The 22433-nt window shown below is 63.8% G+C and carries 18 protein-coding genes; 13 read left to right on the top strand and 5 right to left on the bottom strand.

Going from position 1 to position 22433, the window contains the following annotated elements:
• Positions 1-53: 53 nt before the first annotated feature.
• The 11 genes from AACY45_RS05670 (at position 54) to AACY45_RS05620 (ending at position 12531) form a co-directional block, all read left to right on the top strand.
• Positions 54-1091: an AraC family transcriptional regulator gene (locus AACY45_RS05670; RefSeq protein WP_339544545.1), complete on the top strand. Its 1038-nt coding sequence runs from the start codon at positions 54-56 to the stop codon at positions 1089-1091.
• 63 nt (positions 1092-1154) lie between these two features.
• Positions 1155-2042 (top strand): Dyp-type peroxidase, encoded by an 888-nt coding sequence (locus tag AACY45_RS05665; RefSeq protein WP_339544544.1) that lies wholly within the window; start codon positions 1155-1157, stop codon positions 2040-2042.
• 166 nt (positions 2043-2208) lie between these two features.
• Positions 2209-2826, top strand: a complete 618-nt coding sequence (gene lexA, locus AACY45_RS05660) for a transcriptional repressor LexA (RefSeq protein ID WP_339544543.1) — start codon at positions 2209-2211, stop codon at positions 2824-2826.
• The gene (imuA, locus tag AACY45_RS05655; RefSeq protein WP_339544542.1) at positions 2826-3443 is read left to right on the top strand and encodes a translesion DNA synthesis-associated protein ImuA; all 618 of its coding nucleotides are present in this window, start codon (positions 2826-2828) and stop codon (positions 3441-3443) included. Before lexA ends, imuA begins: the two co-directional genes overlap by 1 nt.
• Positions 3444-3450: 7 nt before the next feature.
• Positions 3451-4866: a Y-family DNA polymerase gene (locus AACY45_RS05650; protein ID WP_339544541.1), complete on the top strand. Its 1416-nt coding sequence runs from the start codon at positions 3451-3453 to the stop codon at positions 4864-4866.
• Positions 4842-7940, top strand: coding sequence for an error-prone DNA polymerase (locus AACY45_RS05645; RefSeq protein WP_339544539.1), 3099 nt, complete (start codon positions 4842-4844; stop codon positions 7938-7940). The genes AACY45_RS05650 and AACY45_RS05645 overlap by 25 nt, the downstream gene beginning before the upstream one ends.
• 199 nt (positions 7941-8139) lie before the next feature.
• Complete coding sequence (locus AACY45_RS05640; protein ID WP_339544642.1) at positions 8140-8814, top strand: CsgG/HfaB family protein; 675 nt, start codon at positions 8140-8142, stop codon at positions 8812-8814.
• 28 nt (positions 8815-8842) lie between these two features.
• A complete protein-coding gene (locus tag AACY45_RS05635) occupies positions 8843-9211 on the top strand; it encodes a DUF4810 domain-containing protein (protein ID WP_445261164.1) in 369 nt (122 codons plus the stop codon).
• Positions 9208-9867, top strand: a complete 660-nt coding sequence (locus tag AACY45_RS05630; protein ID WP_339544538.1) for a DUF799 domain-containing protein — start codon at positions 9208-9210, stop codon at positions 9865-9867. The genes AACY45_RS05635 and AACY45_RS05630 overlap by 4 nt, the downstream gene beginning before the upstream one ends.
• 174 nt (positions 9868-10041) lie before the next feature.
• Complete coding sequence (locus AACY45_RS05625) at positions 10042-12165, top strand: hybrid sensor histidine kinase/response regulator (protein ID WP_339544537.1); 2124 nt, start codon at positions 10042-10044, stop codon at positions 12163-12165.
• Positions 12166-12291: 126 nt separating this feature from the next.
• A complete protein-coding gene (locus AACY45_RS05620; RefSeq protein ID WP_339544536.1) occupies positions 12292-12531 on the top strand; it encodes a DUF465 domain-containing protein in 240 nt (79 codons plus the stop codon).
• Positions 12532-12569: 38 nt separating this feature from the next.
• Here the strand turns inward: AACY45_RS05620 and AACY45_RS05615 are convergent, their stop codons facing one another.
• From AACY45_RS05615 to AACY45_RS05595, 5 genes are all read right to left on the bottom strand, one after another.
• Entirely contained in the window at positions 12570-13676 is a 1107-nt protein-coding gene (locus AACY45_RS05615) for an SMP-30/gluconolactonase/LRE family protein (RefSeq protein ID WP_339544535.1), read from the bottom strand.
• Positions 13676-14830 carry a sterol desaturase/SRPBCC family protein gene (locus AACY45_RS05610; RefSeq protein ID WP_339544534.1) on the bottom strand — a complete coding sequence of 385 codons (1155 nt, stop codon included), beginning with the start codon at positions 14828-14830 and terminating at the stop codon, positions 13676-13678. Before AACY45_RS05610 ends, AACY45_RS05615 begins: the two co-directional genes overlap by 1 nt.
• Before the next feature lie 103 nt (positions 14831-14933).
• Entirely contained in the window at positions 14934-15797 is an 864-nt protein-coding gene (locus tag AACY45_RS05605) for a LysR family transcriptional regulator (RefSeq protein WP_339544533.1), read from the bottom strand.
• 143 nt (positions 15798-15940) lie between these two features.
• Positions 15941-16255 (bottom strand): SCP2 sterol-binding domain-containing protein, encoded by a 315-nt coding sequence (locus tag AACY45_RS05600; RefSeq protein ID WP_166589062.1) that lies wholly within the window; start codon positions 16253-16255, stop codon positions 15941-15943.
• Positions 16256-16306: 51 nt separating this feature from the next.
• A complete protein-coding gene (locus AACY45_RS05595; RefSeq protein ID WP_339544532.1) occupies positions 16307-17017 on the bottom strand; it encodes a histidine phosphatase family protein in 711 nt (236 codons plus the stop codon).
• Between the two features lie 205 nt (positions 17018-17222).
• On the opposite strand from AACY45_RS05595, the gene sohB reads away from it, so the two are divergent.
• Together sohB and AACY45_RS05585 are read left to right on the top strand one after the other, a co-directional pair.
• A complete protein-coding gene (gene sohB / locus AACY45_RS05590) occupies positions 17223-18245 on the top strand; it encodes a protease SohB (RefSeq protein ID WP_166589060.1) in 1023 nt (340 codons plus the stop codon).
• A gap of 255 nt (positions 18246-18500) precedes the next feature.
• Positions 18501-22397 (top strand): dermonecrotic toxin domain-containing protein, encoded by a 3897-nt coding sequence (locus tag AACY45_RS05585; RefSeq protein ID WP_339544531.1) that lies wholly within the window; start codon positions 18501-18503, stop codon positions 22395-22397.
• Positions 22398-22433: the final 36 nt, after the last annotated feature.

Here is a 22433-nt window from a genome sequence, read left to right as displayed (position 1 = left end):
TTCTGCGACATAATCGGTTACAAAAATAAGAACCTGATCGGAAGCCTGTCGCCATGCCCATCAAAGTCATCGATCCCCACTACGAACTGGCGCTGGTGTCACCTTTCCTGCTGCAGACCCTGGCCGAAGTGGCCAGCGTCAACGGCATCGACCCCCACAGCCTGTGCCGGGGCCTGGGGTTTTCCCTCGACGACCTGCAAGACCCGGCACAACGTATTTCCTACCGCCAGGCCGTGGCGATGATCCAGCGCGCACTCAAGGTCATCCCCAACCAGGGGCTGGGATTGTGGGTGGGCAACCAGAACGTGTTGGGCACCCTGGGGTTGCTGGGGCATGTGTTGTCGCTGTGCAAGACTCTGCGTGACGCGTTCGAACTGGGCATGCGCCACCAGCACACCTCGGGCGGGATTGTGGTGTCCAGCGTCCGCGAAGTGGCCGCCCAGGTGTTTGTCGACGCCGAATGTCGCCTGCCGTTCGCTGACGTGCAGATGTTCGCCGTGGAAGAGTTTTTTGCCAGCCTGCTGGTCTACGGCCGGGCGCTGGTGGGGGCCGATTTCAGTTGTGTGCGGGTGGAGTTTGTTCACGCGGCCCCCGACTACCTGGCGGAATATCACCGCCTGCTGGGCGCGGACGTGCGTTTTGGCTGCCTGCACAACCGCCTGGTACTGGAGGCTCGCTGGCTCGATGTGCGGCTGCCCAATCACCATTCCCTGGCGCTGCGCCAGGCGGTCACGCTGCTGGAGCTGGAAGGGGCCCAGGTGCACCAGAAGCTTGACCTGATTCAAGCGGTGGAGCGGGCCATCTCCCGCGACCTGACCCAGGGCAGCCACATCGAAAAGATCGCTGGCGACCTGAACATGAGCGGCCGCACCCTGCGCCGTCGCCTGACCGAGCATGCCCTGACGTTCGAGGCCCTGCTGGAGCAAGTGCGCCAGGCGCGCACCATGAGCCTGTTGGCCAACCCCGAGATGTCCATCGAACGTATTACCGAAGAAGTCGGCTACAGCGATGTGCGCAGTTTCCGTCGCGCCTTCAAACGCTGGACCGGGCAGAGCCCGAGTGCATACCGGGGTGAGGCGCAGGCACAATAACCCTTCCCCTCACACAAACCCCTGTGTGCCGGGTAGAATTCCTGCCTTTCTAAAGGAGTTCTCATGAGTTACTACCAGCCGGGCATCCTCGCCACCCCCGTTCCGCCCCAGGCGCGGCATCTGTTTTTTGCGCTCCAGGCCGTTGAAGCATTGCCGGCGGCGCTCGACCAACTGATGCAGTGGGTGGACGGGAAGTCGGCGGTGGTCGGGTTCGGCAAGTCGCTGGTCAACGCACTGGGGGCCAAAGTGCCTGGGCTGCGACCGTTCCCGGCGATGATCGGGGTGGGCGTCGACAACCCGTCGACCCAGCATGCACTGTGGATCTGGCTGCACGGTGAAGACCGCGGCGAACTGCTCAACCGCAGCCGCGCCATCGAGGCGGCGCTGGCCCCGGCCCTGCGCCTGGTGCAGATGAACGAAACCTTCCGCCACATGACCGGCCACGACCTGACCGGCTACGAAGACGGCACCGAAAACCCCCACGATGCGGCTGCCGTGGCGGCCGCGCTGGTAGCGGAGGGCGAGGATGGCCAGGTGGGTGGCAGTTTTGCCGCGATCCAGCAGTGGCAACACGACCTCAGCGGCTTCAACGCGCTGCCGTCCCATGAGCAGGACAACATCATGGGCCGGCGCAAAAGCGATAACGAAGAACTCGACGACGCACCGATTTCCGCCCACGTCAAACGCACCGCCCAGGAAAGCTTCACGCCCGAGGCGTTCATCGTCCGTCGTTCGATGCCGTGGATCGAAGGCGAGCGTGCCGGCCTGATGTTCCTGGCCTTCGGTCATTCGTTCAATGCCTTTGAAGCCCAACTGCGCCGCATGAGCGGCCTGGAAGACGGGATCGCCGATGGCCTGTACCGCATGAGCCGGCCGATCACCGGCGGTTACTACTGGTGCCCACCCCTCAAGGACGGCCGCCTCGACCTGCGCGCGCTGGCTATCGGCTGACGGGCATTCACCATCGATAGCACCTGATCCACCGCCATCGCTGGCAAGCCAGCTCCCACAAGGTAGGCGGGGGGATGCCAAACCTGCGCGCACCCAAACCACACTGTAGGTATGGGTAACCCACCCGGCGGTTGGCGCTTGTAAGAAATATCCGAGAGGAGTACAAATGTACTCCATGACGACTTTAACGCCCCGCCGTGCCGCTATCCTGACCTTCATCCGCGACCGTATCGCGCAACAGGGCCAGTCCCCGAGCCTCGCTGAAATCAGCGAGGCTTTTGGTTTTGCCTCGCGCAGCGTGGCGCGCAAGCACGTGCTGGCGCTGACCGAGGGCGGGTTCATCGAGGTCAACCCGCATCAGGCCCGGGGCATTCGCCTGCTCAACCAGCCGCGCCGCCCCGAGTTGCTGGACATCCCGGTGCTCGGGCGGGTCGCCGCCGGTGCGCCGATGGGGGTCGATGCCGAGGTGCACAGCCGCCTGTGGCTGGACCCGGCACTGTTCTCGCGGGCCCCGGACTACCTGCTGCGGGTCCAGGGCGACTCGATGATCGGCGACGGCATCCTCGACGGCGACCTGGTGGGGGTGCGTCGCAGCACCCAGGTGCAGAACGGTCAGATTGTGGTTGCACGGCTCGAAGGCGAAGTCACCATCAAGCGTTTTGAACGAACCGGGGACAGCGTGCGCTTGCTGCCGCGCAACCCGGCCTACAACCCGATCGTGGTCAACGCCGATCAGGACCTGGCGATCGAAGGGGTGTTCTGCGGCCTGGTGAGGCAAGGCTAATGGGTGCCGTCGTTGCGCTGGACACCCTGTTCCATCGCGGCCAGGTCTGGAAAGGCCGGCCTGCGCCCGCCGACGTCAGCCGCCAACCCACCGGGCATGCCGCGCTGGACGCGGCGTTGCCCAGCGGCGGCTGGCCGGAGGCGGCGTTGAGCGAGGTCCTGATTGCCGGGCAGGGCATCGGTGAGTTGCAACTGGTGTGGCCGGCCCTGGCCCGGCTGACCGCGGGAGGGGAGCGGGTGGTGCTGGTGGCGCCGCCTTGCGTGCCATACCCCCAGGCGTGGCAGAACGCCGGGGTCGATTTGCGCCAGTTGTCGATCATCCAGGCCAGTGACCGCGAGGCCTTGTGGGCGGCGGAACAATGCCTGCGCTCGGGCAGTTGTGGTGCGGTGCTGTGCTGGCCGAAACAGGCCGATGACCGGGCCTTGCGGCGTTTGCAGGTGGCCGCCGAAACCGGCCAGACCCTGGCCTTCGCCTATCGCTCGATCAAGGATGCGATCAACCCTTCGCCGGCAGCCCTGCGCATTGCCATCGATGCGCGGCCCGCCCAGTTGCGGGTGCTCAAGTGCCGTGGCGGGCTGGCCCGTACGGCGCCGATTGCCTTCGCCCCGGGGCATTGAGGTTGCTATGCGCTGGGTCTGTATCCTGTTCCCGCAACTGGCGCTGGACGCGGTCTTGCGTCAGCGCAGCGACTCCGACGAACCGCTGGCGCTGCTGAGCGGCCCGGCACAACGCCGGGTGTTGCAGGCGGTGAATGAGCCGGCGCGGGCCCTGGGCTTGCGGGCTGGGCAGTCGATGACGGCCGCCCAGGCCCTGAGCAAGGCCTTTGCCTGTGCCGACTATGACCTGGCGGGAGTGGAGCACTGGCAGCAGTTTCTCGCGGCCTGGGCCTACCGCTTCAGTTCCCAGGTCAGCGTGCATTTCCCGCGTACCGTACTGTTTGAAATCGAGTCGAGCCTGGCGTTGTTCGGGCCCTGGCCGCAGTTTGAGGCCCGCTTGCGTGCCGAGCTGACGGCCCTGGGGTTTCGCCATCGCCTGGTGGCGGCGCCCAACCCCCTGGCCGCGCGGATCCTGGCCAATGCCTATGACGGCCTGACGGTACCGGACTCCCAGGCCCTGGGGCCGTTGCTCGGGCAAATGCCGGTCGAGCGCATCGGCCTGGCGCCCACGGTCGCCAGCGCGCTGTCACGCATGGGCCTGCGCACCTTGAGCCAGGTCCAGGCGCTGCCCCGGCAAACCCTGGCCCGGCGTTTTGAGGCCGCGGTGCTCAAGCACCTCGATACCTTGCTGGGCGAACGACCGCTGGCCTTGGCCTTCTACCTGCCGCCGGACCGCTTCGACGTGCGCATCGAACTGAATTTCGACGTGCAATCGCACCAGGCCCTGCTGTTTCCGTTGCGCCGGCTGACCGCTGACCTGGCGGCGTTTCTCTGTGGTCGCGACAGTGGCGTGCAGCGGTTTGACCTGCACTTGGAGCACGCCGGCCTGGCCGATACCCTGATCAACGTCGGGCTGCTGAGTGCCGAGCGCGACCCGGGCATGCTCTTCGAGCTGGCCCGGGGGCGCCTGGAGCAGGTACACGTCGAGGCCCCGGTACGCGGCTTTCGCCTGTCGGCGCAGGACTTGCCCAGCTTTGTACCGCAGCGCCGCGAGCTGTTCGACGAACGCCCGCAGCAGTCCTTGCCCTGGGAGCAACTGCGCGAGCGCCTGCGTGCCCGACTGGGCGACGATGCCGTGCAGGGCCTGGGGTTCCAGGCCGACCACCGCCCCGAGTGTGCCTGGCAACCCCATACCCAGAGCCTGCCCGCCACGCTGCAGTCCCAGGCGCAGCGTCCAGGTTGGTTGCTGACTGAGCCCCAGGCGGTACCGGAAGGGGCGGTACGGATCCTCATGGGACCGGAGCGCATCGAGTCCGGCTGGTGGGATGGCGCCGATGTGCGCCGCGACTATTACCTGATCCAGACCCGTGCCGGGCAACAGGGCTGGGCCTATCGCGGGGTGGGCGAGGGCGGGCCGCTGTGGCTGCAGGGCTGGTTCGCATGAGCAGCGGGTATGCCGAACTGCATTGCCTGTCGAACTTCAGTTTCCAGCGCGGTGCCTCCAGTGCCCGGGAACTGTTCGAACGGGCCAGGCGCCAGGGCTACCAGGCCCTGGCGATCACCGACGAATGCACCCTGGCCGGCATCGTTCGCGCCTGGCAAGCGGCCAGGGGGCAGGGCTTGCCGCTGATCATCGGCAGTGAAATGCGTATCGAGAACGGCCCGAAGCTGGTGCTGCTGGTGGAGAACATCGAGGGGTATCAGGCCCTGTGCCGGTTGATCACCCAGGCCCGGCGGCGCGCGGAAAAAGGCCAGTACCGGGTCCTGCGCGAAGACTTTGCCGAGCCCCTGCCCGGGCTGTTGGCCTTGTGGTTGCCGGACCCGGAGGACGCGCTGGCCCAGGGTGCCTGGCTAAAAGGGGTGTTTGGCGCGCGGCTGTGGCTGGCGGTGGAGCTGCATTGCGGACAGAACGACGCCCGGCGCCTGGCCGATCTGCAGGCCCTGGCGGCACAGTTGCAGATCCGCGCCGTGGCCAGTGGTGATGTGCACATGCATGCCCGTGGGCGCCGGGCGCTGCAGGACTGCATGACCGCGATTGCCCTGCATGTGCCGGTGGCCGCCGCCGGGCAGCGCCTGCACCCCAATGGCGAGCGGCATTTGCGCAGCCTTGAGGCGCTGGGCGAGTTGTACCCGCGCGCGCTGCTCGACGAAACCCTGGAGATTGCCCGGCGCTGCCGCTTCGATCTCGCTCAGTTGCGCTATCAATACCCCCGTGAACTGGTGCCGCAAGGGCAGACGCCAACCTCCTGGCTGCGGCACTTGACCGAGCAGGGCCTGGCCCGGCGCTGGCCGCAAGGACCGGACAGCAAGGTGCGGGGGCTGATCGACAAGGAGTTGCAACTGATCGCCGAACTGGGCTACGAGAGTTATTTCCTCACCGTCGAGGACATCGTCAGCTTCGCCCGTCGCCAGCGCATCCTGTGCCAGGGCCGAGGCTCGGCGGCCAACTCGGCGGTGTGCTTTGCCCTGGGCATTACCGAAATCGACCCGAGCCGGATGAACATGCTGTTCGAGCGGTTCCTGTCTCGCGAGCGCAACGAGCCACCGGACATCGACGTCGATTTTGAGCACGAGCGCCGTGAGGAGGTCCTGCAGTACGTGTTCCAGCGTTATGGCCGGCGCCGGGCGGCACTGACGGCGGTGGTCAGCACTTACCACGCGGCCGGGGCGATCCGCGATGTGGCCAAGGTCCTGGGGTTGCCGCCCGACCAGATCAACGCCCTGGCCGACTGCTGTGGTCACTGGAGTGACGACGCGCCGCCGCTGGAGCGTTTGCGTGAAAGCGGCTTTGACCCGGACACCCCGTTGCTGCGCCGGGTGTTGAGCCTGACCCGGCAACTGATCGGCTTCCCTCGGCACCTGTCCCAGCACCCCGGTGGTTTCGTGATTTCCGAGCAGCCGCTGGACAGCCTGGTGCCGGTGGAAAATGCGGCCATGGCCGAGCGTACGATCATCCAGTGGGACAAGGACGACCTGGACATGGTCGGCCTGCTCAAGGTCGACATCCTGGCCCTGGGCATGCTCAGCGCCATTCGTCGCTGTTTCGACCTGCTGCGCTACCATCGCGGGCTGGGCCTGAGCCTGGCGAGTATCCCGGCCGAAGACCCAGCGACCTACGAGATGATTTGCCGCGCCGACACCATCGGCGTGTTCCAGATCGAGTCCCGGGCGCAGATGTCGATGCTGCCCCGGCTGCGACCCCGCACTTTCTATGACCTGGTGATCGAAGTGGCGATCGTCCGTCCCGGGCCGATCCAGGGCGGGATGGTGCACCCCTACCTGCGGCGACGGAACAAGGAGGAGCCAGAAACTTACCCCAGCGTGGCGCTCGAAGCGGTGCTCAAGCGCACCCTGGGGGTGCCGTTGTTCCAGGAGCAGGTCATGCAGATCGCCATCGTGGCCGCCGACTACAGCCCCGGCGAGGCGGATCAACTGCGCCGCGCCATGGCGGCCTGGAAACGTCACGGCGGCCTGGATTCGCACCAGGTGCGCCTGCGTGAAGGCATGTTGAAAAACGGCTATTCAGAGGCGTTTGCCGCGCAGATCTTCGAACAGATCAAGGGGTTTGGCAGCTACGGTTTTCCCGAGTCCCACGCCGCCAGTTTTGCCTTGCTGACCTACGCCAGTTGCTGGCTCAAATGCCATGAGCCGGCGGCGTTTGCCTGTGCCTTGATCAACAGCTGGCCCATGGGTTTCTACAGCCCGGACCAGATCCTCCAGGACGCGCGTCGGCATCAGTTGCAGATCCGCCCGGTGGACGTCAGCGCCAGTGCCTGGGATTGCAGCCTGGAACCGATTGACCAGCAGCAACCGGCGATCCGCCTGGGCTTGCGCATGATCAAGGGGTTTTGCGAGGAAGACGCCCGGCGTATCGAGGCGGCGCGCCTGTGCCGGGCCTTTGTCGATGTGGCCGATCTTGGCCAGCGCGCCGGGCTCGATGCCCGGGCCCACGCGCTGCTGGCCGACGCCGGTGCCTTGCGTCCGCTCGCCGGCAATCGTCACCGGGCGCGCTGGGAGGTAGCGGGGGTGCAGCAACAGTTGGGGCTGTTCGCCGGCTTGCCGAGCCAGGACGAGCCGCCAGTGAGCCTGCCGGCCCCCACTGTCAGCGAAGACCTGCACGCCGACTACCACAGCGTCGGCACCACCCTTGGCCCCCATCCGCTGGCGCTGTTGCGCGAGCAGTTGCGGGCCCGGCGTTGCCGCAGCTCGCGGGAACTGCTGGAGGTCGAGCATGGGCGCAACGTCAGCGTCGCCGGCCTGGTCACCGGCCGCCAGCGTCCGGGCACCGCCAGTGGCGTGACCTTCGTCACCCTGGAAGACGAGTTCGGCAACATCAACGTGGTGGTCTGGCGCGACCTCGCCGAGCGCCAGCGCAAGGCCCTGGTCGGGGCGCAATTGCTCAAGGTCGATGGGCGCTGGGAAAAAGTCGGTGAAGTGCGCCACCTGATCGCCGGCCGCCTGAGTGACCTGAGTCCCTTGCTCAATGGCATCAGTGTGCACAGCCGGGATTTTCATTGAGGGCGTTTTTCTTGCCCTTGTAATCGCCTTATTAATGCTGTCCTCGTTGATAGCACTTTGCAATAATGCCGCCCTCCGACGCCTTGACCCCAGGCTGTCGATTTCCATCCCATCGTTATCTCTCGTTGCTGCAATCGGCAGTGCCCAGGCCTGTTCGCGCCGGGATCAACAGTGTTTACATAAGGAATATGCAGTGAGAATGACCTCTCGGATGGTGCTGTCCGGTGCCGCGATTGCCATCGCGGCCACAATCGGGGGATGTGCGACCGAAAGCTCCCGTGCCTTGCCGGTGGCCAAGGTCGAAAGCGCCACTCAGGCCTGGAACGGTGCTCGGGTGCCTATGGCAGTCGGCAAGTTCGACAACCGCTCCAGCTACATGCGCGGGATTTTCTCTGATGGCGTAGATCGTCTCGGTGGCCAGGCCAAGACCATCCTGATCACCCACTTGCAGCAAACCAACCGCTTCAGCGTGCTGGACCGCGACAACATGGGTGAAATCCAGCAGGAAGCGGCGATCAAGGGCCAGGCCCAACGCCTCAAGGGCGCCGATTTTGTGGTGACCGGCGATGTTACTGAATTCGGTCGCAAGGAAACCGGCGATCGCCAACTGTTCGGCATTCTTGGTCGTGGCAAGACCCAGGTGGCCTACGCCAAGGTCAACCTGAACATCGTCAACATCAGCACCTCGGAAGTGGTGTATTCGACCCAGGGCGCGGGCGAGTACGCGTTGTCCAACCGCGAAGTGATCGGCTTCGGCGGTACCGCTTCCTACGACTCGACCCTCAACGGCAAGGTCCTGGACCTGGCCATGCGCGAAGCGATCAATCGCCTGGTGGACGGCATGAACGCCGGTGCCTGGAAGCCGGGCAACTGATCAAGGTCGATCACCAGGAGCGATACCCATGAACACGTATATGGCGTGGCCAATGATGGCCCTGGCCTTGTCGGGCAGCGTGTTGCTGGCCGGATGCAGCACCCCGAAAACCCTGTACCAATGGGAAGACTACCAGCCCCAGGTGTATGAGTACTTCAAGGGCGAAGAGCCCAAGGAAGCTCAGGCCGAAGCGCTGGAGCGCGACCTGCAGAAGATCAATGCCACGGGCAGCACCCCGCCACCGGGTTACCACGCCCACCTGGGGCTGTTGTACCTGAGCATGGGCAAGGACGATCAGATGGTGCAGCAGTTCCGGACCGAGAAAGCCCTGTTTCCCGAATCCGGGCCGTACATGGACTTCCTGCTCAAGAACGCCAAGACCGGAGATGCCAAATGATCGTGCGCTCAGTAAAACTGCTGGCCGGGGCCCTGGCCCTGGCCCTGCTGGGTGGATGTGTCAGCCCCAAGACCGTGGACTATTCGGCGTACAAGCAAAGCCGTCCGAAAAGCATCCTGGTGTTGCCGCCGCTGAACGACTCGCCGGACGTCAAGGCCACCTACAGCATGCTGTCCCAGGTGACCTTCCCGTTGGCAGAAGCCGGTTACTACGTCTTGCCCATCGCCCTGGTTGACGAGACCTTTCGCCAGAACGGCCTGACTACGCCGGCAGACATCCACCAGGCGCCCGCCAACAAGCTGCAGGAAATCTTTGGCGCCGACGCTGCGCTCTACATCACCGTGACCGAGTACGGCACCAGCTACATGCTGATCGCCAGCGACACGGTGGTCACGGCCAGCGCCAAGCTGGTGGACCTGCGCACCGGCACTACCCTGTGGACTGGCACCGCCCGGGCCTCCAGCGAAGAGAGTGGCGGCGGCGGTGGTGGCGGCCTGGTCGGCATGCTGATTACCGCGGCAGTCAAACAGATCGTCAATAGCTCCACCGACGCCGGTCACCCGGTTGCCGGCATCACCAGTGTACGGCTGCTGTCAGCTGGGCAACCGGCAGGCCTGCTGTATGGACCGCGTTCGCCCAAGTACGGCACCGATTGAGCTGAACTGACTGCGGATTCAGGCGTAGCTCGGCCCACACATCGCGGGCTGACAAGCGCCGTGAGTTGGACAACAATGAAACCATCAGCGCCGGCCGCGCTCCAAGCTTTGAGCGCGGGCCCACCTGCGTCGGTCCGTTGTCCCACCTTTGCCCTGTGCGCACTGAGTCCATCGATGCAGTTTCTAACGCAACACCACGGTTGTAGCGGATGGAGCGGTGAAATGGCCGAGCGCATTCGTGCGTTCGACTGGAGCGTCACCGAGCTCGGCAGCTTCGACACCTGGTCGCGCAGCCTGCGCAGTTCGGTGCAGTTGCTGCTGGCCTCGCCAGTGCCGCTGGTGATGCTCTGGGGACGCCCCGGCTACATGATCTACAACGATGCCTATTCGGTGTTTGCTGGCGGGCGTCATCCCTATCTGCTCGGCTCGCCAGTGGAACTGGGTTGGCCGGAAGTCGCCGAATTCAACCGTAACGTGGTCGACACCTGCCTGGCTGGTGGCACCCTTTCATACCGCAACAAAGAGCTGGAGCTGTTGCGTAACGGCCAGCCCGAAGCTGTGTTCATGGACCTCTACTACAGCCCGGTGGCCGATGATGACGGTGTGCCGGCCGGGGTCCTCGCGATTGTCGTGGAAACCACTGCCCACATGACCTCTGAACGCCTGCGCGAACAGGCCGAAGCGGCCTATCGCGCCGACAACGAACGGGTACGCCTGGCGCTCAATGCCGGGGCCTTGCTGGGGTCGTTTGTCTGGGACATTCGGGCCAATCTGTTGTCTGGAGATGAGCGGTTTGCACGGACTTTTTCCTACCCGTGCGAGCAGTCGCTGGAGCTGATGTCACCCGAGTACGCCGCGACCAGAATCCATCCCGATGACTTGCCAGAAGTTAACCAACGGGTGGAGCAGGCTCTGGAAAATGGTGGCCCGTTCAATGCTGAATACCGTATCCGGCGGGCGGATGACAGCTATTGCTGGGTGCTGGCCAGTGGTTGCTGCGAGTTCGATGAACAAGGTCAACCCCTACGTTTTCCCGGGGTGCTGATCGATATCCACGAGCGCAAGACTGCCGAAGAGAACTTGCTCAAGTTCACCCGCAACCTGGAACAGCGGGTCGCCGATGAGGTGGAAGGCCGCCTGGCCGCTGAAGAGCAATTGCGCCAGTCACAGAAACTCGAAGCCATCGGCGGATTGACCGGCGGCGTTGCCCATGACTTCAACAACCTGTTGCAGGTGATCGCCGGCAACCTGCACCTGTTGGCCCGCCATGAAGCGGGCAACGCCAACGTGCAGCGCCGGGTCGGTGCCGCACTGGCGGCCGTCGAGCGCGGTGCCATGCTGTCCTCGCAACTGCTTGCCTTTGCCCGTCGCCAACCCTTGTCGCCAGCGGTCTACAACCCTCGGCAAATCTACCAGGGCCTGGGGGAGTTGCTGCAGCGCGCGCTGGGCGAAACCATTCAGATCGATGTGCAACTGCCCGACGACCCCTGGTGCATTTCGGTCGACCGCAACCAGTTGGAAAACGCCTTGCTCAATCTGGCGATCAATGCCCGTGACGCGATGCATGGCGAAGGCACGATTGTGATCAGTGGCAAAAACGTCGTGCTCGATCGCTTCGTGTGTGCCGGCAAGGGCATCAGCGCCGGCGACTATGTGCGCCTGTCGGTGATCGACCCCGGCGAGGGCATGGATGCGGCCACCCTCAAGCAGGCATTCGAACCGTTCTTTACCACCAAGGCCGACGGCCAAGGCACCGGCCTGGGCTTGAGCATGGTATTCGGCTTCGTCAAGCAGAGCGGCGGGCATATCGAGATGATCAGCGAAGTCGGCGGCGGCACGTGCGTGCACATGTATTTTCCTCGCAGTGAACGCGCCCAGAGCCGCGAAATGCCAGCGCGTGGTGTGCCCCACACAGGCGGCAACGAGACGATCCTGGTGGTGGAGGACAACGAGGAAGTGCGTGGTACCACCGTCGAATTTCTCCAGGCCTCGGGCTACCAGGTGTTGCTCGCGGGCAATGGCGACAGTGCCATGCAGTTGCTGCTGGACGGGGCGGCGGTGGACCTGATTTTTACCGACGTGGTGATGCCCGGGCTGATCAAGAGTTCCGACCTGGCCGCCTGGACCAAGGTCCAGGTCCATCCAGTGGCGGTGCTGTTTACCTCAGGCCATACCCGCGACATCATTTCCGACAATCATCAGCTCAGCCCCGACACCTACTTGTTGAGCAAGCCCTATGGCCCGGATGCGCTGTTGCGCATGATCCGCAATGTCCTGGAGGATAATGGCCGCGGGTGAAGAAGGGCGACGAACGGACGCCACTGGTCCGATTGCCGGTCGACAGCGACCCTCAGGCAAGGCCATGCTGATGACTGGTGAACACAGGACACGTGTTCGCCACCGATCAACAAACGGAGGTGTTCCATGCCGGTGAAACATGACCTGTATCAGGACTTGAGCTATTCAAAGGAAGACATTCAGAAAAAGCGCGCCAATGATCCCCGCCTGCATGCGCTGCTGGATAAATACTCGGATATCGACACCCAGGTACTGGAGGCCGAAGCCGCCGCCAAGGATGATGACGAGGTGAAGAAGCTCAAGGCCAAACGCCTTACGATCAAAGACGAAATCTCCCAAAGCTTGAACGGTGCCTCCAAGGCTTGACCTCTCGACGGGGGCGCAGCATCGCCCCCGCGATTGACTCAAGGCTGTGCTGACAACGCCTTGGCCAAGGGCAGTCGCACCATGTGGCTGGACTTCAGTGAACCGAAATACAACCAGTCGCCATACTCGCGAACCGTGGTGATGGGCGAGTAGTTACCGCTACTGGCATCCTGCAAGTTGCTGATCACCTTGCCGTCCAGGTCCAGCCCCAGGGCAAATGCGCGGCGCTCCACCGGTTTGGGCAAGAGCATCATGGCCCTGACGATCATCTTGCGCACGAACGGATACCCGGCCAGGCCGTCGAGCAGGCTGTTGCGTGGTGCGTACAACGCTACCCAGAAGCGTTCCTGGCCGTTGAAGCTGAGGTTGTCCGGCAAGCCCGGCAGGTTGTCGACGAACACGTCACGGGTGCGTGCCTTGGGCCCGCTCAGCCAGTAACGGGTGATGCGATAGGCACCGGTTTCGTTGACCAGCACAAAGCCGTCATCCGGTCCCAGCGCCACGCCATTGGCGAACTCCAGGCGGTCCAGCAACTGCTCGGTCTTGCCGCTCTGGAAGTCATAGCGCAACAGGCGCCCGTCCCCCCCGTGCTCGATGATCGCCTCGCCATCATGACCGTAGCCCCACCGACTGGAAGCATCGCTGAAATAGGCATAGTGCCCGGTGCGGTCGATGACCACATCATCGGTAAAGCCCAAGGGCACGCCGCCGGCCTCGGTGCTCAGGGCGATCAACTGGCCTTGGGTGTCGAGGGCCAGCAGGCCCTTGATGGCGTCGGCGATGATCAGCCGGCCATCCGGATGCCGGGCCAGGCCCAGGGGGCGACCGCCGGTGTCGGTCAGGACCTTGAGGACTTTGCCGTCCAGGCTGGTACGGATCACCCGGCCATCATGCAGGCCACTGATCAGGAAGCCGTCTTCCAGCAGCAGGGCTTCGGGACCCGGGAGGTTGGCCGCGCCGATGTGCTCCACATCCCGCAGCCGTTGGTTCTCGGCAAACACACCCGAGACCAGGGAAGGCGCCGGCGGCGGTGTCCAGGCCACGGGTTGCACCTGGGTCGGCGCCAGCAGCAGGAACAGGCCGACCAGTACCACGACCACCAACAGCAAGCCACTGAGACTGACGCGTCGGCGTGCGCGGCTCATCAGGCGACGGCTCCGGCAGGCTTGAGCAGGGTGCCCAGCACCCGGTCGCGCAGGGCCAGCAACGACACCGCTGACTCGCGGTCGATCCGCCGCTTGAGCAGCAATTGATTGGCCAGGCGCATCCACAGGCCGCTGAAGTGGTATTCCAGGGTGCGCACGAAACGGCTGCCGTCGCCCTCGCTGCTGCATTCATAGGTCAGCAGCAGCTCCAGGCCATGATCGCCCTGGGCCCGGGCGCTCCAGCGGCGCCCCGGCAAATATTCGTTGACCTCCCAGCTCAGGTGCCCGGCACGACCACCGGCGTGGATGTCCTCTTCAAAACGTGCCCCGGCATGCAGCGGTCCCTGTGGCCCCTCGACCCGCAGCGAGGAGGGGTGCCACTCCGGCCAGCGGGTGACGCTGCTGGCGTAGGCGAGCACGGCAAGCGGGTCGAGGGCAATGTCGATCTGGTGCTGCAGGCGGGTCATGGGCGGTCGGCTCCAGGGCAGGTGGGTGTGCGCTGGGTGGTCTTCCCAGTACAGCGTGCCGAAGAGGTAGTCCATCAACGGCAGAACGATGTTGAAGTTGCGCGCCTGCATCAGTTCACGCCGGTGATGCAGTTCATGCAGGTGACGCATCTGGCGGATCCACGGCAGGCGGGTGAGCGGGTTGGCGGGCGGCAGGTGTTCGCAGGCGTGAAACACTTCGTAGGTCAGGTAGCCGAGGATCATGCAGCCGGCGAACAGTCCGGCGACATTGCCGTTGAACTGCGCCAGCAACCACCAGGCGGGCAGGGTGACCAGCAGGCAATGCAACACGATCAACCAGGCCGGAAACAGAATCACCCGCCAGTCGCGCGCGGTGTCGTAGGCCATGTGGCCGGGGGCGAAAAAACTGTGGTGATCGCCAGCGTGACGGGCATAAAACAGGCGGGCAAAGGCGTGCTTGTGGTGACCCAGGTGCCGGTGCACGGTATAGACCACCAGGTTGAACAGCAGCAGGGTCAACGGCACCGCCAGCCATTCGAGAGGCTGTACCTGCTCGAGTGTGCCCCAGAACAGGCTGATCGCGGTGATCCCGAACGCCAGCACAAACCCGGCGTGCAGCCACGGATTGTAGAAGCGATGGATATCAGCGCGATAACGGTTACGAAACGCCTGCGTGGTTTGCCTCACTCTGATCACCTGTTGTCGTTGTTACTGACAGAAGATTAGTCGCGGGCAAATTATCCGGCCAATGGATCTGCGTAATAGCGTTGGATTCAGGCGCTGAATGTCTTCAGAACACCGGGTCCCAGCGTTGGGACCAGTCGCTGTCACGCTGGACCAGTTGGCGCAGCAACTCGAATGCCTGCTGCAGGACCTGGGAATCACGATCGCGTGAATACACCAGGAACGTCGGGTAACTGAACTCCGGCGCCTTGGGCACTCGCTCCAGCACGCCGCTGTCCAGGTAGGACTGCACCACCCGGGTCCGGAAGTAACCGGTGCCACCGTTCTGCAGAATGTACTGCAATGCCAGCGGCCCGAGGTTGAAGCTCAGCACGGCCCTGGCCTTGTCCGGCAGTGCAGAGTCGTGCTGGCGGCGAAAGTCGCTGCCCCAGTCGATGTACACATAGGGTTCGGGCTGCGAGGGCAGTCTGACCTGGATCAGCTTTTCCTCGAGCAGTTGCTCGACCTGCAGCCGCGGCCAGTATTCGGGTTGAAACACCAGGGCGGCGTCGAGCACGCCCATTTCCAGCTGGCGCAGCAGGGTTTCGCCGTTGCCGATTTCCGTGCGCAGGGCGTAGGCCGGAATGTGGGTGCGAATGTCGCAGGCCCAGCTGAGCATCAGCGGATTGCACAGGCTGACCTCGCCGCCGATGTGCAGCACATTGCGGTAGCCGTCCGGCAGGGGCAAGTCGCGGCGCGCCGCTTCCCAGGTTTGCACCAGTTGATTGGCGTACACCACAAAGGCTTCGCCGTCGGCCGTCAGGCGGGCGCCGGCACGGTTGCGCACGAACAGCGTGGCGGCCAGCTGGCTCTCGAGCTTTTGTACCCGTGCGGTGATTGCGGTCTGGGTGACGTGGAGTTTTTCCGCGGCCGCGGCCAGGCTGCCGCAACGAACGATTTCCAGGAAGGTACGGGCGAGATCGATGTCCATGGGCCGGCCGCTGACGTAAAGGGCCCAGCAGTGTAGAGCAAGCGGGCGCTGAAGACCCGCCGGGGTCCTGAAACGACGAATCCCGCCTTGGCGGCGGGATTCGTGTGCAGCTTGGCCGGGCCTCCACTGGGGAGGCCGCTGGCTTAGGCCGGGAACAGCTCGGACAGTTTCATTGCCAGCATCATGTCGCCTTCAGCGCGCAATTTGCCGCCCATGAACGCTTGCATGCCATCGGTTTCGCCGCTGACGATGCCTTGCAGGGTTTCGCCGTCCATGACCAGGGTCACTTGGGCGTCCGGGTTCTCGCCTTCTTTGAGCTCGCAGGTGCTGTCTTTGACAACCAGCGAGAAGTTCTTGTCTTCGTCGATACGGAAACCGAACACCAGGTCCAGGCCGGCAGCGGCGGCTGGGTTGAACTTGGCTTGCATTGCTTGTACGGCGTCAGCTACGGAGGTCATGGTTCGATCCTTTTATGGGGTGTTACAGCAAGGGTCACAGTAATCCGGGGTTCATCGGAAAGTGATGAGTTCCGGGGCCTTCAACAGTTGCAGGTGGGCATGACTGTTGAAAGAAGCCAGGGCCACCTCGCGACCACGGAACTTCAAGTGGTTGAGCGAGGTGTTGACGATTTGCCAGTTCAGCTCGAAAGCCTGTTTGGCTGGCATCAGCGTAATCAGGTGGAGCAGGGCGGTAATGGTTCCGCCGGAGGTGAACACGGCGATCTTCTGGGTGCTGTCGGCCTGCTCCAGGATCCGCTGCAGGCCGGCCTGGACCCGTTCGACAAAACCGAGCCAGCTTTCCAGGCCGGGCGGATCGTAGGTGCCGGCCAGCCAGCGCTCGATGATCAGGGCGAAGATGCGTTGGAACTCGCCGCGGTTGTGCGCCGCGTTGCGCAGGATGTCCAGGGCCTCGGGTTCTTCGGGCAGCAGGTCCGGGAGCAGCGCACGGATCACCGCATCGGCGTCGAATTCATTGAAGGCCGAGTCGGTCTCCAGGGTCGGTACCGGCAGGCCAACGGCGGCGAACTGCGCCAGGGCACTGGTGGCGGTGTGTTGCTGGCGGCGCAGGTCGCCAGCCAGGCAGCGATCGAAGCTCAGCCCCAGTTCAGCCAGGTGGCTGCCGAGGATTTCTGCCTGGCGCACACCGGTCGGCGACAACACGTCATAGTCGTCTGCACCGAAGGAGGCCTGGCCATGTCGAATCAAGTAGATGCTGCCCACGTCCGCGTCATCCCGGTACGTTGAAGGTTTGGCGAGGTTATGAGGATGGCGGTGAGCTGTCAATGAAAAAACATACGCTTGTTTGAAATGCTCGTTGGAGGCCCCTCGCATCCGGTTTCACGACTGGCCGCCACGCGGTCGCATGGGTATGCTGGAGCTATCCGCGCCCGCGTATCGAGCGGCGCACCGTCGTTAAGGAGTCCCTGTGGAGTTTTTTGCCGAGTACGCAAGTTTTCTGGCTAAAACCGTTACCCTGGTGATCGCCATCCTGGTGGTCCTGGCCAGCTTTGCCGCACTGCGCAGCAAGGGTCGGCGCAAATCGGCGGGCCAGTTGCAGGTCAGCAAACTGAATGATTTCTACAAGGGGCTGCGCGAGCGCCTGGAGCAGACCTTGCTCGACAAGGACCAGCTCAAGGCCCTGCGCAAATCCGAAGCCAAGTCCGAGAAGAAACAGAAGAAAAAGCCTGAGGCCAAGCCGCGGGTGTTCGTCCTCGATTTCGACGGCGACATCAAGGCCTCGGCCACTGAGAGCCTGCGTCACGAAATCACCGCGCTGCTGTCCCTGGCCACACCCAAGGACGAAGTGGTCCTGCGCCTGGAAAGCGGCGGCGGCATGGTGCACAGCTACGGCTTGGCGTCCTCGCAACTGGCGCGCATTCGCCAGGCCGGCGTGCCGCTGACCGTGTGCATCGACAAGGTCGCCGCCAGCGGCGGCTACATGATGGCGTGCATTGGCGAGAAGATCATCAGCGCCCCCTTTGCCATCCTCGGCTCGATCGGCGTGGTGGCGCAGTTGCCCAACGTCAACCGGTTGCTGAAAAAACACGACATCGACTTTGAAGTGCTGACCGCTGGCGAATACAAACGCACCCTGACGGTATTTGGCGAAAACACCGAGAAGGGCCGGGAGAAGTTCCAGGAAGACCTGGATGTGACCCACGAACTGTTCAAGAACTTCGTTGCCCGTTATCGCCCGCAACTGGCCATCGATGAAGTCGCCACCGGGGAAGTCTGGTTGGGTATAGCTGCGTTGGACAAACAACTGGTGGATGAACTCAAGACCAGCGACGAATACCTGGCCGAACGCGCCAAGGGTGCCGAGTTGTTCCACCTGCACTATGCCGAGCGCAAGAGTTTGCAGGAGCGGGTCGGGTTGGCTGCCAGTGGTTCGGTGGATCGCCTGTTGTTGACCTGGTGGAGTCGCTTGACCCAACAACGGTTCTGGTAACTAACAAGCGATCTCTGTCGTCATGTAGGGGGACACGCCTACCTGGTTTATCGCGGTGACCGTTACACGTGGCACAGGTTTTTTCCAAGCCCTGAATACAAGTATCGATCCTTGGTTCGGGGCTTTTTCGTCATGTCTAACATCTGACTTTATGTGTCGGGATTTTACCGTCCGTTGGCGATTTTTCCGGCACGGATCCAGCCGTTCGATCGCTTAGGCTGGGGAGTTCCCCACCCAGCGCAATGGAATTGCCCAATGATCGAATCTGAACACCCTCTGCCCATAGCGCTTTCGCGCGAAGACCTCAAGGCAACCGTTGACTCGGCCCTGCCGCTATCGCCCGCGCAGTTCGCCAACCAACGGATTCAGGCCAAATGGGGTCACGACATTGACCCGGCGACCGCACAGTTGGTCACGCTCAACTACGCCTACCACGGTCACCCGGCGGTGGATGGCGTCCAGCAGGGGCGGGTAGCGCATGCCCAGAGCCTGAGCCAGGCACTGCTGGCCAACTATCAAACCGTCGGTGACGGGCGTTTTGGCGAAACCGCGTTCGGTTTGTATACGCCACCCGATATCGGCCCGGCTGTGCAAATCGTCGCTAAGGTCGATGAGTTTGCCTATGTCGGCAGTGGCAACCATGACACCTATGAAGGCATCTACCGCCAGGCTGATCCGCCGACCTACGGCCCTTCAACCCAGCTGAAAATCCGCCCTGTGGATTTCAAGCGCTGGGTCTGGGAGCTGGAGTTGAAGGACCGCTACAGTGACTATCTGGACCAAGCCTGGCCCACTGATGAGGTCATCATTGCAGCGCCAGCCTACCCGCTGCGCACGTCGGTCAAGACGGCCTTGGTCATGGCGGCGTATTTGCAGCGCCAGGAACACAGCCTGACCGAACAGGGTTTGGCCATCGTCCTGCAAGCGGCCGGCCTGGCGCCGCAGCAGCCCTGGGCGCAGGTGACGCTTGAGCAGTTGCAGGCAACGAGCCGCAGCACGCGGCAGATCGAAGTCGCGCGCCTGGTGATCTATCGCTACAGCGCCACGGATATCTGGAGTTTTTCTCGTCCCGACGACCCGAGCGTCGTGCTCTACATCCCCGGCAACTCCTCACCCTTGCATGAATTTGCCGATACCCGTGCGCTCTGTGCCTGGATCGTGGAGCAGGCCAGGGATGCCGACAAAAAAACCGCACTGGCTGCGCACTTTGCCGAAGACGACCGTGTCGATGGAACCCTCCATGCGGGGGTCGTGACTGCTCTGGAGGGCATGGCGATCTATCCCAGGCAGCACGATCTGCAGCCGGGCCATGGGTTTTTTAATGATGATGGGTATTGGGATCCCGCCGACTATGTCCATCTGGACGTAGCGCCCAGGGCGACCGACCCGTGCGCACAGTTGGTCCTGAGTATGAAGCGGGCGGCCCGTGCCAGCGTTGAAAGCATCCGCGATGACGCACAGGTCAATCGCGATAACCTCAGTGCGGTGGTCGAACCCATGGTGCAATGGATCAACCGCTATGCCCCCTTGGCCCTGTTTGTCCCCGGCGGCGAAGGCCTGCTGGCGCTGGCCGGGATCATCGATGCCGGGTTTGGCCTGGACCAGGCCGTCAATGGCCGTGATCCGCAGACGCAGGCGGACGGTGTGACACTGTTGGTGTTTGGCTTGCTCAATGCCCTGCCATTGTTGCGGGCCGGTGCGGTGTTGCGGGGCGAGGGTGGCGCGCTGGAGTCGTCGAGACGCCCAGGACCCGCTGCCGAGGCCCCGAAGGACCCCAGCGTCAGTCTCACCCCTGCTGAACGCTCTACATCGGCCCCGTCACCCGCTCCGGTCACGCGCCTGACCTTGCTGCGTCGGCTCGGGGCCCCAGTTGCGTCGTTGAGTGATGAGGCGTTGCAACAGATCGCCAAGGTCAGCACGGTCGATGACGATATGCTGCGCCTGATGCAGGCCGGGGGGCGGCCACCGACGCCATTGCTGGCCGATAGCCTCAGCCGTTTCCGGCTCGACCAGGAACTGGCCAGCGTCGCCGATCCGGCCACCCGTACCGAGCGGTTCAACCGCCGCTACCAGGCACTCCAGCACTCGGAGAATGAGTGGGTGCGCCTGTTGCAACGCCAGTACCCCGGCCTGCCGAAAACCGTCGTCGAGCAGATGCTCGACCGCTCGGGGGTTGACCTTGCCCAGGGCCTCGATCCAGTCGCCAGCCGCCAGGTGCTCAAGCGGCTCGACGCCAAGGCCCGTCAGTATCAGCAGCACGTGCGCCTGAATCGGGCGTATGAAGGGTTGTACCTGCGCGCGATGAGCAACCTGGAGTCGGACACCCTGGCCCTGCATACCCTCGGGCGCCTGCCTGGCTGGCCGAAGAGCCTGCGGTTCGAGGTGCTCGACGGCTCGATCAGTGGCCCTGTGCTCGATTGCATCGGTCCGACCCATGGCGCTGAGTGTCGACACCTGATCCGGGTCGGTGCGCGTTATCGGTCGTCCGGCGCGGCACCCACCCCACTTGCCGAGGTGGACCTCTACACTGGGCTGCTTGCCCAACTCAGCGAAGAGCAGCGGGCAGCCTTGGGGCTGCACACGGCAGATCAGGCCGCAGAGCTGCGCCTGCTGCTCGCGGACCGGGCGATATCGCGCGCCGAACTCATGCATGGCCTGGGCCGGATGGACCTGGGCTTGCCGTTCGACACGCAGGGGCTGGCAGGTGGCGGTTTTCCCTCGACCCTGCAGGGCAGTGCGCTGACCCACGAAACCATGCGCCTGCAGGTGCGCGACCTGTATCCCGACTTCACCGATGCCCAGGTTGATGAGCTGCTGCAACGCGAAGGCACGGGAGCCGCGGCCTGCCTCGACAGGCTGCACAATCAGCTCAATCAACTGCTGGCGCAACTCAACCTCTGGCTCGACCAGACTGCGCAGGACATCGGCGACATGCAGCATGATTTTCTCGCGCTCGGCGATGCCGAGGCGGCCGGAATGAACGAGGCTCAGGTGCAGGCGCGCAACCTCGAAATACTGCACGCCGACATTGACCATGAGCGTGAAGCGCGCAAGGAACTGGCCCAAGAGCTGATTGCGATCTGGCAGCAGCGCGCGCCGGTCGCCGGAAACCTGTACAGCGGCAATGCCACGCAGGGTTTCTCGATCAACATGGATTTCGAGGAGTTCCACAGCCTGCCGAGCCTTGATGCACGGTTTGCGGGGGTGCGCGAACTGTCGATGCGCGATATGCACCTGGTGGAGCGTGAAAGCCTGAATGTCTTTCTCCAGAGCATGCCGAATCTGCGTCACCTGAATCTGGAGCGCCTGGACCTGCGCCTGCTGGCCAGCGAGGATGACCTGCAAGGCAGATTGCCTAGCGCAATCGTCGACATGAAGGGCTTGCAGAGCCTCAACCTGCGGTCCACCTTCCTGGTGTTAGATGAGCGCAGCGCCGGCCAGATAAGTGACCTGCGAAAGTTGCAGAGGCTGGACCTGAGTGACAACCCCCTGGGCATTCCGCCGCTGGTGATGGGGCTCAACGAACTGCAGGTGTTGAACTTGCGGGGGACGGGGATCAGCCGTTGCCCGGCCGGTGTCGCCGAGCAACCCTACCTCAGCTCACTGGACCTGCAGGACAACCAGATCCATCGCGTTCCCCAGGCCATCCTCAACCAGGCGGTGTCCCGCGATCGGCTGGGGTTGTGGGGCAATCCGCTGACGGATGAAGACACCCTGCTGCGCCTGGTCGAGCACCGCGAACGTACCGGCATCAATCTCTGGTTGAGCCAGCCGGGCGAGGGTTATGGCAGTGCCCAGCCTTGGCTGGCGGAAGGTGATCCGACGCTGCAGCAGGCTCGTCAGTCGATCTGGCAGCGCCTGGCTGCCCGGCCCTCGGGCACATCGCTGCTGCGGGTGATCGATGGGCTGAGCCTGAGCGCGGACTTCCAGGTCGACTATCTGGCCTTGCAGGCGCGGGTCTGGCAACTGTTGGTCGAGGCCGATGCCAGCGAGGAGCTATGGGGCTGGTTGTGCCAGCGGATTGAATCGATGCCAGGCGATCCGCACAACCCGTTCAGGTTGTTCGGTGTGCTGGAAAGTCGGGCCAGGCTGTACCGTGACTGGGTGGCCCTGGGACGGCCGATATCGATGACGGGGCATGAACTGCCTTGAGCGGGAGCAGCGCCTTGAACCCGCTGTCGGGTTCAA

The organism is Pseudomonas sp. RA_35y_Pfl2_P32 (assembly GCF_963970735.1).
Lineage (GTDB): Bacteria > Pseudomonadota > Gammaproteobacteria > Pseudomonadales > Pseudomonadaceae > Aquipseudomonas.
The sequence above is the reverse complement of the archived record's forward strand: the minus strand, read 5'-3'. Positions and strand labels throughout refer to the sequence as shown.